Below are 13,348 nucleotides of genomic sequence, written 5' to 3'. Positions count from 1 at the left end.
GTTTTTTTATGGCCAAAGTCGAAAGACCAATCTTTGATGTCAGGGCGGAAATAGTCGGTATTGTTGATTCTCTCAAGAGAGATCCCTTAAGTCTTCCTGGGAGAATGTTTGGTTTGGTGCAAAATCGCAGAAGCGCCAATAATGAAAAAGGAAATCCTCACCGGGCCTATTGGCAAACGACTTACCGTTGGGGTCAAGACAGACACGGTGAGCCGGCTTTGGTCGATAGCAAAGGCGAGACCGGCCTGGCGATGATTGATTCGATGAAACGCTATGCGGCTTTTGTGCAAAATGACAAAAGAGATTCTGGGGAAATTCGAAGCCTTAAATGGCGAGTGGCACTTGGACAAATTAAGCAATTTGAAGGTGTGCAAAGAGCTGTTTTTTCTCTAAAAAACGGAGAAAGCCTTATTTTTTTCAGTCCTTGCGGTATCGATATTAATGACGGCGCGGCGGTTTCTAAAGTGACAAGAACAGACAACGAATTTCAATTTAAATCAAAACTCTTGCCGCCAACGACGGAGAATACCGCCAGAAGCCTTCTTGGTGATTTTTTAACGGATGAATCCCAGTTGATTAATTTAGATAAACAGCGAGATTTAGTCTTATTCATGGTTGTCAAAGGACACGTCAGAAATATCGATTTTCAGGGAAATTTTTTGGAGGAAAGAAACAAATTTCATCTTCAAAGACTAGGAGAAACACCAACGATACAAATTTCACTAGGCGCGTGTCAGTCAGTTTCGCAAGAGAGAACTTGCGGATCTACCTGCAAAAGCGAGACACAGAATAATTTCTCAGACAGACAGATACCCATAGTCCCAATCCTTCCAGTCGTGCCTCTTTTATTGGCCGTTTCCTTGCCATCCCCATCATTGCCATTAATTCATGGGGTTACACCTCTTACTACAGTGCTATGTAACATTGTAGCAAACGATAATGATAATCCTGTTAGTCACGTTTTATCTGAATCAGCTTCTATGTTTAAGATTTTATCTTTGCCCAATAATGTGCAGATTAATGAACTGTTTCCTAAAACAGGAGTACTGCCCGCCGTTGAATTTATCGCGCCAGCGGAAAGGGACATGATTAAACCATATCCAAATATCCAAATATTTGACCGCGTGCGGGAACAGGTAGAAGTAATTATCCCACAAGTAGCTCCCTATCAACCCCTAGCAGAGTGTTCTTATGTGTTGATATATGAGAGTCAATCCTCCAGGGGACAAGTAGTCGAGCAAAAAAATCTCATGATGGAAAGACCGGTGAATTTTAAAGAGATACCTATATTTAAACCACAAATCAAAGTAGGACAGGAAGACCAGATAGTTTGCGAAACGGCCAGAGAAACAATCACCATGCCTTTGGTAAAAATTTCTGCGACGGCGGATAACCAAATCGGCAAGATACTGGAAGTAGAAGCAGAAATAATTGACGAAGATGAGATGGGAAAGATGTTGCCAGTTAAACCAGGGTTACAATTTTATGATCAGCCTGTATTAAATGAACAGACAGCTGTTCGGCCCAAAATTAAGACAGAAGACAGAAGTGAAGAACCGGATAAACCGGCAGTTGGAAAAAAGGTCAAGGTTTTGGCCATAAAAAGACTGGTAGTGAGACCATCTTTAGATTTGTCTTCGGCAAAACCTGACGTTGTTGGGGTCCGTTCGGAGATTCAAAAACTGATTTGGGTTAGCCAGTCGACCGAAGTTACGTTTTCGGATATTTTAGAGCTAGAGTTTCCTAAAGACCAAAACCAAAGACTTTATTCTTTATTACATTTCTTAAGAAAATTGGTTAAGGAAAAACTAGGAGAAGATTTCTTATGGCAGCGGCGGATAAGTCTGATGAATGCAGACGGGCCAGCAGATGATTTAACAGAAACTTCAGGGGATCTTGAAGATTTTCAGGAGATAGAGTATTATTTCTCATTATTGCAAGAAAGGGGAAATTATGCGCAAGTATTTGCTTTTGCTAATTAGTCTGGGAATATTGGGGGGATTGGGAACTTTGGTGATTTTAGAGAAAAGACCAAGTCCAACCCCGGCGCCGCAAGTTAAGGTGGAACAACCTAAGTTACAAACACAGATAGTTATCGAAAATGAAGAAACAAGGAAAGAAGCCACGGTTTCGGCCAAAACGGCCCTTGAGGCTCTGCAAAATTTGGCCAAACAAGAAAATCTTGATTTAAAAACAAAGCAATATGATTTCGGGGTTTTCGTGGAAGGAATTGGCGGAGTAGAAAACACCAAGGAAAAAGCCTGGATCTATTTTATTAACGGGAAATCGGCGGAAGTTGCGGCTGACAAATACGAATTGAAAAATGGTGATATAATAGAGTGGAAATACATAAAACCAAATTTTTAATTTTTAATTGCTAATGTTTAAACTTAAACGTAAAATTTTCTGGACAATCCTTTTGGTTTTTTTAGGTCTTTTCTTTAGAACCATTGGTCATATTGCGCCGAATATCGAATACGTTACGGCCGCCTCGCTTTTGGCCGGAGCTTATTTAGGGAAAAAATACGCCATTTTAGTGCCCTTAGCGATCATGGTTTTGTCAGACACGTTAATCGGCAACACCAATATTTTTCTTTTTACCTGGTCGGCTTACTTAGTCATTGGACTAGTTGGTTCCAAATACTTAATACTTAATACCAAATACCTGATACCAAAAGCCACGGGGTTAGGAATAGGAGCGGCACTGTGGTTTTTTCTTTGGACCAATTTCGGGGTTTGGGCTTTAGACAGCTGGGGGATGTATCCAAAAACACTGGCGGGTTTAATTGAGTCTTATCTTATGGGTTTGCCCTTCTTAAAACTTAATCTTTTGGGCAATTTGTTCTTCGTGCCGGTTTCTTTTGGTATCGTCGAAATGGTAAAATCCTTTTATGCCTCAAAATCTAGGAATCTCAACTTCCTATTTCGCCGCTAGGGTTTTTCCCGATTTAATCCCTAAACATTTGGCCGGGGTCAAAGAAGGGGAGATTGTAAAGGAAGTTAAATTAGTTGAGAAAAACCTCAAAAGTTGTTAGAATTAAGGCAAGATGAGCAGTCTGCCCGATCCTCTTAATAAAAAAATTGATCAAACAACAAGTTCTTATTCTGGTTCCTTAGGAACCAAAGAAAAAGAAACTCTTATAAGACAAGATGAAGCTTCTTTAGAAGCGGTCAGACAAGAAATTGAGTTGACACCGGAAATCAAAAAAGTTGTCGAAATCCGTCAGGAAGAAATTGAACTGCCGCCGCCCCTGCCGAAAATGGGAGTGACTCAAACCGGAGCGGATTTATCGGTAAATTTATCATCGGTGAATCTTCCCTTAGCTGACGAAAAAATTTTAAGCAGCCGGAAAGCCCCAATTACCGACAACTTGCGTTGGTTTGCCGAATGGTGTTTAAAACAATTAAGAAAAGTTCATATTAAGTTAAAAAAAGAAAACGGCCGAATTGTCAGGGTCAAGACCTAAAAAGGGTCATTAAGATTTATGCAGACGGAAGCGATTAACGAGTTTTTAACTCAAGCCCAGGCTTTTTTATTTAGTCTTGTCATCGCTCTTTTGGCCTTGGGAGGTTTCGTCATTCTTCTTTACTTTATTTTCCTTTTATGGAAATACCGTCATCGGGAAGAGCGGGCGCTTAACTCGGTTTTGCTGCAAATTGCCTTGCCTAAAGACAATGAGATTAAAATTGATGCGGCCGAACAGATGTTTGCTTCCTTACACTCGTTGACTAAAAGTGGTTTTTTTTCTTTTTTAAAACTTCAGGAACATCTTTCTTTTGAAATTGTCGGTTTACCCGAGGACATCAGATTTTATGTGCATTGTCCGAAAAACATTCAGGACCTGGTCGAAAAACAGATTAACGGTGCTTATCCCGGCGCCGACATCAAGGAAGTTGAGGAATATAATCTTTTCGGCGAAAAAGGCAAGGTCGCTTTTGCTTCTTTAAAACTTAAAAACGTCAATTATTATCCTTTAAAAATTTATAAGGATTTGCCGACCGACCCTTTATCTTTAATGACTTCGGCTTTGGCGAAAATGGGAGAAGGGGAGGGGGCGGCGATCCAAATCTTAATTTCACCGGTTAACAGTAAATGGCAGTCGATCGGTCGAGGGTATATCGGTAAAATTAAAAGGCGGGAGGCGGATCCGGAAAAGGCCCGATTTACCGTTGACCAAAAAATTTTGGAGGCCATTGAACAAAAATGCAGCAAGCCCGGTTTTGCTACCTGTATTCGTCTTGTCGTGGCCTCGGCCACGAAAGAACAAGCGAGCGCTCATCTTCAGAATTTGACGGCCGTTTTTGAACAATTTGCCAATGATTTAAACAGTTTTAAGAAGGCTAGACTCTTCAGTAAAAGATCTTTTATGATTGATTTTATTTATCGTTATTTTCCGACGATCTCCGTACCTTTTTTTGGGAAAACCGGGATCTTAAATTCGGAAGAATTAGCGACCATTTTCCATTTTCCCAATAAACAAGTCGAAACACCGCATCTCTTCTGGCTGAACGCGAAAAAGGCCCCGGCGCCGCAGCAGATTTCAACGAGCGGTCTTTTCCTGGGCGAATCGGTTTACCGCGGGATCAAAAGACCGGTTTATATTGAAAAAGGAGATCGCAGTCGTCATATCTATATTATCGGGAAAACCGGAGTCGGCAAGTCAGAGCTTTTAAAATCCATGATTTTACAGGATATTAAAAACGGCGAAGGTGTTTGTTTTATTGATCCTCACGATACGATTGACAAAATTTTGCCGTTAATCCCGCCGGAGCGAGCCGAAGACGTTATCTATTTTGACCCGTCAGACACGGAACGGCCGCTGGGTCTGAACATGATTGAGGCCTATACCGAACAGCAGCAGCACATGGTGACCACTTCAATTATCGGTCTCATGTATAAACTTTATGATCCTTATAAAACCGGAATTATCGGGCCCAGATTTGAACACGCGATCAGAAATGCGATTTTAACCGTCATGGCCGAACCGGGCAGTACTTTTGTCGAAGTTGTTCGTTGTCTGACCGATTCTAATTTTGTTCAAGAAATTTTGCCGAAAGTTCAGGATCCGATGGTGAGGCGGTATTGGACCGATCAAATTGCGCAAACGGCTGACTTCCACAAATCCGAAGTTTTGGATTATATCGTTTCCAAATTCGGTCGGTTCGTCACTAATAAACTCATCAGAAACATTATCGGACAATCAAAAACCGCTTTTGATTTTCGTAAAGCGATGGATGAAGGGAAAATCATTCTCGTTAATTTGGCCAAGGGAAAGATCGGTGAAGAGAATACCAGCTTTTTAGGGACGATTATTGTGCCAAAGATTTTAATGGCGGCGATGTCAAGGACCGATGTTTCTGAAGAAAAACGGCGTGATTTTTATCTTTATGTTGATGAATTCCAAAATTTTGCCACTCCTGATTTTGCCACCATGCTTTCTGAAGCCAGAAAATATCATCTCGCCATTACCGTGGCCAACCAATTTATCGGCCAAATGGAAGAGGAAGTGAAAAACGCCGTTTTCGGTAACGTCGGAACCTTGATTGCCTTTCGGGTTGGCGTCACAGACGCCAATTTTATCCAGCACGAATTCCAGCCGGTTTTTAACGAGGCTGATTTAATCAACGTTGACCGTTATAACGCCTATATCAGAACGATTGTTAATATGGAAGCCGTTCCGCCTTTTTCCGTTGATATGACTAAAGATTTGGCCGCAGAGGAAAAAGCTAAAAATGACAAGGTCGCCGAGGCGATTAAAAAACTCTCCGCTTTAAAATACGGCAAGCCCAAAGAGCTTATCGAGGCGGAAATCGCCCAAAGATCCAGGCTGTGATATAATCTCACCGCGCGTTCTAACTTAATAAATTTGGGCCCGTAGCTCAGCGGAAGAGCGGTTGTCTTATAAACAACAGGTGCTTGGATCGTCCCCAAGCGGGCCCACTTTTTTATGCAGACTTTAATTTTAGTTGATAAGGAAGACAAAGAAGTAGGTTTCGCCGAAAGGGAGGAGACTCATAAAATCCCCGGTAAACTCCATAGGGCGATTCTGGTGATCGTCAAAAACGATCGGGGGCAAATCCTTTTGGCCCGCCGGTCTTTAGAAAAAACCCTCTGGCCGGGAATTTGGGACGGGACGGTCGCGACTCATGTTTTTCCTCGGGAGAAAGTTACCGAAGCCGCGGCCAGGGCTCTTAAACAAGAGCTGGGGATAGAAAAAATTCCTTTAAAATACCTGGCTCATTTTATTTATCAGACTAAATGGGGTGAAGAGGGAGTAGAGTATGAGTTTTGTCATTTACTTGAGGCCAAAAGCAATGTAGCTTTTCCCCAAAAAAAAGAAATCAGCGAAATTGCCTGGGTTAAAAAAGAAGATTTAAATAACTATCGCGTTAGCCCCTGGTTTTTGGAAGCTTTAAAGTTCGTCTAATCCCATTTTCCCATGACAAATATTCGGTTGATTCTACGGCCTAAAACTTGACAAATCTACCCAGATTATGCTATAGGATAGGTGGAATATGGGAATTAAAGAGTCAATAGAAAGATTTTTGGTACTACGTGGTTCAAAAGATTCTTTGAGACGTGCCATTTATATTTATGGTCAAGAGAATCGTCAAGAGTTGCCAGGGAAGTCTTTTCAGGAGTTGCTAAAAGACGTAAGAGAGGAAGCCCGGGAACAAGAATTTTACGAAAGAGCCAAAATAACAGTTTTTGCTATCTCGCAGGATGGAAAAACTTTACTGATTCGAAGAGATGAACGAGGCGGTCCGGATCCTCTTTCTGTTATAGATATTTTTTATGAGAGATGTCATCGGCAATACGGAAAGCGGGACTTTTTCCCATTAGTCTCAGGGATTTATCAAAAACCGTCGTCAAATATATCTCCCTATCTTTCAGAGGATGGAAATTTCATTTTGGTTACGGCTATTTTATTTGACCTGATGTCCCCTTATGCTCCCCCTGAGTATGGTGATCATATTTTGCCGCTAGGAAAAACAGAGAGAAGATTTTCTTTCCTTGGTCGAGGGAAATCTCTATCCCTGAGTGGCACAGTGGTCTCTTCCGAAACTGGTCTTAATTTAAAAGACTACACAAGATTTTTTCATAAGAACATAAACGGCGAAGAAGACTCTTTATTTATAAAGACAGAAGAATTAAGAAAGTTTCAAGGAAAATGAGAGCTATAATTCCTCTAATTTGACGTTTTCTTCGACTTTGTCTTTTACTAAATCTAAATACTTTTCGGTCGTCGAGAGTCTTTTGTGGCCGGCTAGTTTCGAGATGACGGTTAAAGGCGTTCCGGCCATTAAATGATGGGCAATAAAAGTATGACGGAGATCATTAACACACGCATGTTCAATTCCGGCCAATTTAAAATAACGGTCAATCGCGGTTCTTATGTTTCTGATCAAAAGTGGTTTGCCGGTTTTGGTTATGAAAAGCGCTTCTTCCTTGGTTTTCGGCCTGATCGTCAGATAATGGTCCAAAGCCGCCTTAGCCGCCTTGTTTAAAGGCACAGTTCGGCCTTCATGGGATTCAAAGGGCTTAACGATAATTTCGTTTTCCCGAAGATCTTCAAGACGTAAGTTGGCCAACTCACCGATTCTTAAGCCGGTTTGCAGAAGAATCTCAACAATAGCGGAAATTCTGACATCTTCCCGGCAGGCATCTCTTAGCGCCCGGTATTCTATTTTGGAAAGAATTCTGGGCGGCCGAACTTCATATTTCGGGTGAGCGATTTCTGCGGCCCGATCAAACTGAACAATGTCGGAGCTTTTTAAAAACCGGTAAAAAGTTTTAAAAGAGTTTAACTTTCGGGAAAGAGATTTTTGCGTGTAGCCGTCTTTGCCGAGCTTACCTAAGAAAGCCTCGATATCTTCTTTTTGCGCCTCATCAATGGTTTTTCTACCCATATCCTTGAGGAAGTTCATTAATTGTTCGATATCTTTGCGGTATGCTAAAATAGTGGCATGGGCACGCCGTTGCCCTTCTAAAAATTCAACAAATTTTTCTCTGGCAGAAGATAAATCAAGAGTTTGAGGCATATTTCGCGACCTATAATATCATTCACGAAGTTATGTGTCAAGAGAGCTGTTTTTATAAAGTTACTATTGGGGACGGCCTTTATGTTTAAGTCCAGACTGACAAATTTAATTATTCTTATTTTAGGTTTGTTTTTAATAGTAAATCTTACAAGGTCTATTTATAGTCTTCTTAAAGCCGGCGATAAACTCAAAGAAGAAGAAAAAAAAGTGGCGGAATTAAAATACCAAAACGACGAACTTAAAAATAAGCTAAGCGAAGTTCAATCACCTTCTTTCTTGGAAAAAATGGCTCGGGAAAAATTAGGCTTGGCGAAGGAGGGGGAAACGGTCGTTATCCTGCCTTCGATTTTGCCCCAAAACCCAAAACTTAATCCGGAAGAAAAACTTGCCAATTGGCAGAAATGGTGGAGACTGTTTTTCTAAGTTGTCAATAATAGGAAGATTTGCTATAATCTAGACCTCGACGCGGGGTAGTGTAGAGTTGCACAGGAGGCTCATAATCTCCTAGGCCGGGCGCGACTCCCGGCCCCGCAACATAATAAATTAAGGGCGTATTAACGCCCTTTTTGTTTATTGCTTTTTTCAAGTTTAAAACCTATAATTCTGCCCAAACTGGTATAGCCATTTTTTTATAAATTTACCGTCCATTTGGTTATGTCATTGGATGGTTTATAGAGGGAGAAGAAAGGGAATGAAAACAGAGAGAATTCTTGTTTGTAGTGAGACCGCTTTACAACTTAAGAACTGGATTCAGGAGGATCTTAGAGAGCATGGTCGTGTTCCACGCGACATGGCTAAATTCTATAGGTCTTTCGCAAAGGACGACGCATCTTTTCATAGAACAAATAGCTTCAGTCATTGTTTTGGGGGTGCTCTTGCCCAAAGAGCAGGTCAAAAGATGCGATAAGGACAAGTTTAAAAGGAGAATGATTATGACCGTAAATAAAAAAGAAGTTAGTGTTCCTGATGAATTAGCCAATGACCCAAACTATAAGGCCTATCAGACAGCCTTACAAGCAGGTCAGTTTGAAGATATGCCACCCGGAACCTATGTTTTTTTTCACGAAGGTCAATTAGCAGGAACAGGAATGGACAGACATAGACTATTTGAGGAAACGGACAAAAAAGGGATAGGCGCTGGTTTCGTCCACCAGGTAGGAGTTCCCGAACGAGTAGTGTATCTTCCCGCACCATTTATTTAGATAAAGATTAACCAATAAGACGTTCTCCTTCGACAAGCTCAGCGCGAGCACTTCGTGCAACGAAAAAAACAGCGCCAGTTTACTTAATCCTTCTTTTCTGTTAAAATTTGCTAGGGTTTACCCTGAAAATCTTTAGATTTTTAGGGCTACGTAGCTCAGCGGTAGAGCGGTGGCATCATAAGCCATGTGTCGCTGGTTCGATCCCAGCCGTAGCCACCCTTTATGGATAAACGTGTTTTTTCAGGAATTAGAGCTACGGGCAGATTGCATTTAGGCAATTATTTTGGCGCGGTCAAAGGCATGTTGGAGCTTCAGGATAAGTATGACTGCATTTTTTCCGTGGTGGATTTGCATACAATAACGACGCCTTTTGAGCCCAAAACCCTCCAAAAAAAGATAAGAGAGGTCGTTTTGGATTATCTGGCCGCGGGTTTAGATCCGCATAAGTGTCACCTCATGATTCAATCCCAGGTTCCGGAACATCTGGAACTGGCCTATCTTTTATCAACCGTTTATCCGGTTTCCCGGCTTGAAGATTTGCCGACCTATAAGGATAAAAAATTACAGCACCCCGATTATGTCAATCTGGCCCTTTTATACTATCCGGTTTTGATGGCCGCCGATATTTTGGTTTACAAGGCGGAGCTGGTTCCGGTCGGTCTTGACCAGGAGCCGCATATCGAAATAGCCCGGGAAATAGCCAGAAAATTTAACAGGATGTTTCCTGACGGCACTAAAGATCATGTGACTTTTCCTGAACCGCAACGCTTTATAACGAAAGAAGAATATGTTCCTTCGCTTTTAGGCAGCGGCAAAATGAGCAAAAGCGTTGAGGGAAGTTTTATCTTGCTTGCCGATGATCAGGCGACGATCAAAAAAAGACTGGCCGCCGCGCCGACGGATAAAGGTTTTGGCAAAGACATTCCCCAAGAGGGAGGCGTGGCTAATCTTTTGAAAATGGTTGAAATTTTTCAGGGTCAGGATAAACGCGCTAAGTATGAACAAAAATATTTAAGTACTGGGATTAATTATCGGGCATTGAAAGAAGATTTGGCCAACGGTATTTATAAAGTTCTGGCGCCGATTCAGGAAAAAAGAAAATATTATGAAGCTCATCCGGCTTTAGTCGAAGGAGCCTTAAGGGACGGCCGGGATTATGCCACCAAAATTGCCAGCCAAACTTTAATGGAAGTTAAGCAAAAAATGGGTCTTCTCGCTTAAGACGTAATGTGATATAATTTCCTCCACAAAATTACTTGAGAATTTATGATGGAAGAAGACACTCAAAAATTGCGTCCTATCAAGAAAATGTCTGAAATTAGGGTAAATTTAAACCTCAAAAATCTTTTTATCTGGTTTTTTATCTTTATTTTCGGTGTTTCCTTTTTTCTTTCCTTTCAACATGGAGCCAAATTCTTAGAAGAGAAACCGTTATCAACGATTATTAGTGACGCTAAGGACAATAAAATTAAAAAAATTGAAGTTGAGGGGAATCGTCTAACCGTAACCTATAAAGACGGAAAGGCCTTTAACGTCCACAAAGAATCGCAGGAGTCGTTGACGAAAATCTTAGAATCGGCCGGTATTGATGCCAAGCAGGTGGAAATTCAGGTTAAAGATTCGGAAATGACCGCGGCTTGGTGGAATTTTCTCTCGACTGTTTTGCCTTTGGTTTTAATGGTGGCTTTTTTCTTCTTTATTTTCCGTCAGGCGAGAGGAGCTCAAGATAACCTTTTCTCTTTCGGCCAGTCCAAAGCTAAACTTTTTAATAAAGACATGCCGAAAGTGACTTTCGCGGACGTGGCCGGCGTGGATGAGGCCAAACAAGAGCTTTCCGAAGTCGTTGACTTCTTAAAACATCCTGGTAAGTACCGTGCTTTAGGGGCCAGAACCCCAAAGGGAGCCCTGCTGGTTGGGCCCGCCGGAACCGGCAAAACTCTTTTGGCGCGGGCCGTGGCCGGTGAGGCTAATGTCGCTTTTTTCTCCATGGCCGGCTCGGAATTTATGGAAATGTTAGTTGGTGTCGGTGCCTCAAGAGTTCGGGATCTTTTTAACACGGCCAAGAAAAACGCGCCGGCGATTATTTTCATTGACGAGATTGACGCCATTGGTCGGATGCGGGCCGTCGGGGTCATGGGCGGGCATGACGAACGGGAACAGACTTTAAACCAGATTTTGGTGGAGATGGACGGTTTTACGCCGAACGAAAACGTGATTGTCATTGCCGCGACCAACAGAGGCGATCTTTTAGATCCGGCCCTGCTGCGACCGGGCCGCTTTGACCGCCGGGTGATGTTGGATATGCCGGACATTGAAGGCCGCAAGGCGATTTTAAAGATTCATATGAGAGGCAAGCCCTTTACGAAAGAAGTTGATTGGGACAAGGTGGCCAAACGGACGGTCGGTTTTTCCGGAGCGGATTTGGAGAATATGCTTAACGAAGCGGCGATTTTAGCGGCTCGAGGCGGAAAAAGAGCGATTGATATGGAAGATATCGAAGAAGCCGCGACCAAAGTTAAGTTAGGTCCGGAAAAGAAACGGCTTCAGTCGGATTTGGACAAAAAAATGACGGCCTATCATGAGGCCGGACACGCCGTGGTCGCTCACGAATTGCCGCACATGGATCCGGTACATCGGATCTCGATTGTCAGCCGGGGTTTATCTTTAGGCTTTACTTTAATCCCGCCGGCGAAAGATCGCTATAACGAAACCCAGTCTCATCTTTTGGAACAGGTGACTTCGCTTTTGGGCGGCCGGGCGGCGGAAGAGTTAATTTTTCATGAGTTTACCGCCGGTGCCTCTTCTGACATTCAAAAGGCCACGGAAATTGCCCGAACCATGGTTATTGAGTATGGTATGAGTGATTTGGGTCCGGTTAATTTAGGACCGCAGGTTGATCTGTCAGAAGCCGGGGGAATGTGGTATGAGCCGGCTCAGTTATCACCCGAGATGGCCGCGAAAGTTGATAACGAAGTTAATAAGATTATTGACCATGCCTATAAAGAATCTTTAAAGATTTTAACGAAATTAAAAGGTAAGCTGGACTTAGTCGCCAACGAGCTGGTGAAAAAAGAAACCATTGAAGGCGAAGAATTTGATTCCCTGATGAAAGGGATTCGTACTTCTCAAAATGAACCGGCCGCGGCCTAAAAATGAAGCGTTTAATTCTTATTGACGGTAACGCCATTCTCCATCGCGCTTTTCATGCTCTTCCCCCCCTAACGACTTCCAAAGGAGAGTTAGTTAACGCCGTTTTCGGTTTTACCTCCATGCTTTTAAAAATTTTTGAAGCTTTTCATCCGGAATATGTGGCCGTTTGTTTTGACCGCAAAGCCCCGACTTTTCGAAAAGAAAAGTTTAAAGGCTACCAGGCGAAAAGGCCGGCCATGGTTGATGAATTGGTTGGCCAGATAGAAAGGGTTAAGGAGGTCGTTAAAACCTTAAATATTCCTATTTTTGAAAAGGACGGTTTTGAAGCGGACGATCTGATCGGGACATTAGTTGAGCAAGCAAGCCGTGAAACAAAAGCTCACGAAACGATTGTGGTTACCGGCGACCGTGATCTTTTACAACTGGTCGGGGAAAAGACCAAAGTTTATATGCCGGTTAAGGGCTTATCACAGGCGACCCTATTTGATGAGACGCTGGTTGAAGAAAAGATGGGCGTTAAGCCTAAGCAAATTCCCGATTTTAAAGCTTTAATTGGAGACCAATCTGACAATTATCCGGGCGTTTTGGGTATTGGTCCGAAAACCGCCATTGACCTTATTAAAGAATACGCAACCTTGAAAAAGATCTATCAAAATTTAGAGAAAATCTCACCCAAAATTGCCGAAAAACTAAGAAAGGAAAAAGAAAACGCCGAGCTTTCATTATATTTGGCGACGATTATTAAAAACGCGCCGATTAAGCTGGAACTTGAGAAGTGTCGTTTGACTGACTATGATTGGGACAAAGTGGCGAAGCTTTTTGAAGATTTGGAGTTTCGTAGCTTAATTGCCAGGTTGCCCTTGGATATCCATGAATTTCAGAAGCCCGTAACACAGAAAGCACAGAAAAAAACAGAGAACACGAAGGATCAACAGATGGGATTATTTTAGAAT

The 13,348-nt window shown here is 42.3% G+C and carries 13 protein-coding genes and 2 tRNA genes; 14 read left to right on the top strand and 1 reads right to left on the bottom strand.

All coding sequences use genetic code 11. The features are described 5' to 3' along the window. Positions 1 to 8 precede the first annotated feature (8 nt). The 8 genes from M1575_03395 to M1575_03360 all read left to right on the top strand — a co-directional run bounded on the left by M1575_03395 (position 9) and on the right by M1575_03360 (position 7,176). Positions 9 to 1,982 (top strand): hypothetical protein, encoded by a 1,974-nt coding sequence (locus M1575_03395; GenBank protein MCL5095744.1) that lies wholly within the window; start codon positions 9 to 11, stop codon positions 1,980 to 1,982. Next, positions 1,954 to 2,367 (top strand): DUF4430 domain-containing protein, encoded by a 414-nt coding sequence (locus tag M1575_03390; GenBank protein ID MCL5095743.1) that lies wholly within the window; start codon positions 1,954 to 1,956, stop codon positions 2,365 to 2,367. The genes M1575_03395 and M1575_03390 overlap by 29 nt, the downstream gene beginning before the upstream one ends. A gap of 13 nt (positions 2,368 to 2,380) precedes the next feature. After that, a complete protein-coding gene (locus M1575_03385) occupies positions 2,381 to 2,935 on the top strand; it encodes a hypothetical protein (protein ID MCL5095742.1) in 555 nt (184 codons plus the stop codon). A 112-nt stretch (positions 2,936 to 3,047) separates the two neighbouring features. Beyond that, positions 3,048 to 3,467, top strand: coding sequence for a hypothetical protein (locus M1575_03380; GenBank protein MCL5095741.1), 420 nt, complete (start codon positions 3,048 to 3,050; stop codon positions 3,465 to 3,467). 18 nt (positions 3,468 to 3,485) lie between these two features. Then, on the top strand, positions 3,486 to 5,834 hold the full coding sequence (locus tag M1575_03375) for a DUF87 domain-containing protein (GenBank protein MCL5095740.1): 2,349 nt from the start codon (positions 3,486 to 3,488) through the stop codon (positions 5,832 to 5,834). Positions 5,835 to 5,869: 35 nt separating this feature from the next. Continuing rightward, positions 5,870 to 5,941 (top strand) — tRNA-Ile (locus M1575_03370). 7 nt (positions 5,942 to 5,948) lie between these two features. Beyond that, a complete protein-coding gene (locus M1575_03365) occupies positions 5,949 to 6,428 on the top strand; it encodes an NUDIX domain-containing protein (protein MCL5095739.1) in 480 nt (159 codons plus the stop codon). Between the two features lie 88 nt (positions 6,429 to 6,516). Then, positions 6,517 to 7,176: a hypothetical protein gene (locus M1575_03360; protein ID MCL5095738.1), complete on the top strand. Its 660-nt coding sequence runs from the start codon at positions 6,517 to 6,519 to the stop codon at positions 7,174 to 7,176. 3 nt (positions 7,177 to 7,179) lie between these two features. Here M1575_03360 and M1575_03355 read toward each other — a convergent pair whose 3' ends face one another. Further along, a complete protein-coding gene (locus M1575_03355; protein MCL5095737.1) occupies positions 7,180 to 8,043 on the bottom strand; it encodes a tyrosine-type recombinase/integrase in 864 nt (287 codons plus the stop codon). 81 nt (positions 8,044 to 8,124) lie between these two features. Between M1575_03355 and M1575_03350 the strand changes: the two genes are divergently transcribed. From M1575_03350 to M1575_03325, 6 genes are all read left to right on the top strand, one after another. After that, on the top strand, positions 8,125 to 8,466 hold the full coding sequence (locus M1575_03350) for a septum formation initiator family protein (GenBank protein MCL5095736.1): 342 nt from the start codon (positions 8,125 to 8,127) through the stop codon (positions 8,464 to 8,466). 347 nt (positions 8,467 to 8,813) lie between these two features. Further along, positions 8,814 to 9,245: a hypothetical protein gene (locus M1575_03345; GenBank protein ID MCL5095735.1), complete on the top strand. Its 432-nt coding sequence runs from the start codon at positions 8,814 to 8,816 to the stop codon at positions 9,243 to 9,245. A 144-nt stretch (positions 9,246 to 9,389) separates the two neighbouring features. Further along, a tRNA-Met gene (locus M1575_03340) sits at positions 9,390 to 9,461 on the top strand. 6 nt (positions 9,462 to 9,467) lie between these two features. Next, positions 9,468 to 10,466, top strand: coding sequence for a tryptophan--tRNA ligase (trpS, locus tag M1575_03335; GenBank protein MCL5095734.1), 999 nt, complete (start codon positions 9,468 to 9,470; stop codon positions 10,464 to 10,466). A 45-nt stretch (positions 10,467 to 10,511) separates the two neighbouring features. Beyond that, positions 10,512 to 12,395, top strand: coding sequence for an ATP-dependent zinc metalloprotease FtsH (gene ftsH, locus M1575_03330; protein MCL5095733.1), 1,884 nt, complete (start codon positions 10,512 to 10,514; stop codon positions 12,393 to 12,395). Between the two features lie 2 nt (positions 12,396 to 12,397). Then, the gene (locus tag M1575_03325; protein MCL5095732.1) at positions 12,398 to 13,345 is read left to right on the top strand and encodes a hypothetical protein; all 948 of its coding nucleotides are present in this window, start codon (positions 12,398 to 12,400) and stop codon (positions 13,343 to 13,345) included. Positions 13,346 to 13,348: the final 3 nt, after the last annotated feature.

The sequence above is a fragment of the Patescibacteria group bacterium genome (assembly GCA_023473585.1).
In the GTDB taxonomy this organism is placed as follows: Bacteria; Patescibacteriota; Microgenomatia; order JAMCYU01; family JAMCYU01; genus JAMCYU01.
Note: the sequence above shows the minus strand (reverse complement) of the source record. Positions and strands in the feature narration are given on the sequence as shown.

Coding starts and splice junctions, on each gene's coding strand:
- M1575_03360 (MCL5095738.1), top strand. CDS start 6,517: ATGGGAATTAAAGAGTCAATAGAAAGATTTTTGGTACTACGTGGTTCA.
- M1575_03390 (MCL5095743.1), top strand. CDS start 1,954: ATGCGCAAGTATTTGCTTTTGCTAATTAGTCTGGGAATATTGGGGGGA.
- M1575_03365 (MCL5095739.1), top strand. CDS start 5,949: ATGCAGACTTTAATTTTAGTTGATAAGGAAGACAAAGAAGTAGGTTTC.
- M1575_03345 (MCL5095735.1), top strand. CDS start 8,814: ATGGTCGTGTTCCACGCGACATGGCTAAATTCTATAGGTCTTTCGCAA.
- ftsH (MCL5095733.1), top strand. CDS start 10,512: ATGATGGAAGAAGACACTCAAAAATTGCGTCCTATCAAGAAAATGTCT.
- M1575_03395 (MCL5095744.1), top strand. CDS start 9: ATGGCCAAAGTCGAAAGACCAATCTTTGATGTCAGGGCGGAAATAGTC.
- M1575_03355 (MCL5095737.1), bottom strand. CDS start 8,043: ATGCCTCAAACTCTTGATTTATCTTCTGCCAGAGAAAAATTTGTTGAA.
- M1575_03350 (MCL5095736.1), top strand. CDS start 8,125: ATGTTTAAGTCCAGACTGACAAATTTAATTATTCTTATTTTAGGTTTG.
- M1575_03385 (MCL5095742.1), top strand. CDS start 2,381: ATGTTTAAACTTAAACGTAAAATTTTCTGGACAATCCTTTTGGTTTTT.
- M1575_03380 (MCL5095741.1), top strand. CDS start 3,048: ATGAGCAGTCTGCCCGATCCTCTTAATAAAAAAATTGATCAAACAACA.
- M1575_03375 (MCL5095740.1), top strand. CDS start 3,486: ATGCAGACGGAAGCGATTAACGAGTTTTTAACTCAAGCCCAGGCTTTT.
- trpS (MCL5095734.1), top strand. CDS start 9,468: ATGGATAAACGTGTTTTTTCAGGAATTAGAGCTACGGGCAGATTGCAT.
- M1575_03325 (MCL5095732.1), top strand. CDS start 12,398: ATGAAGCGTTTAATTCTTATTGACGGTAACGCCATTCTCCATCGCGCT.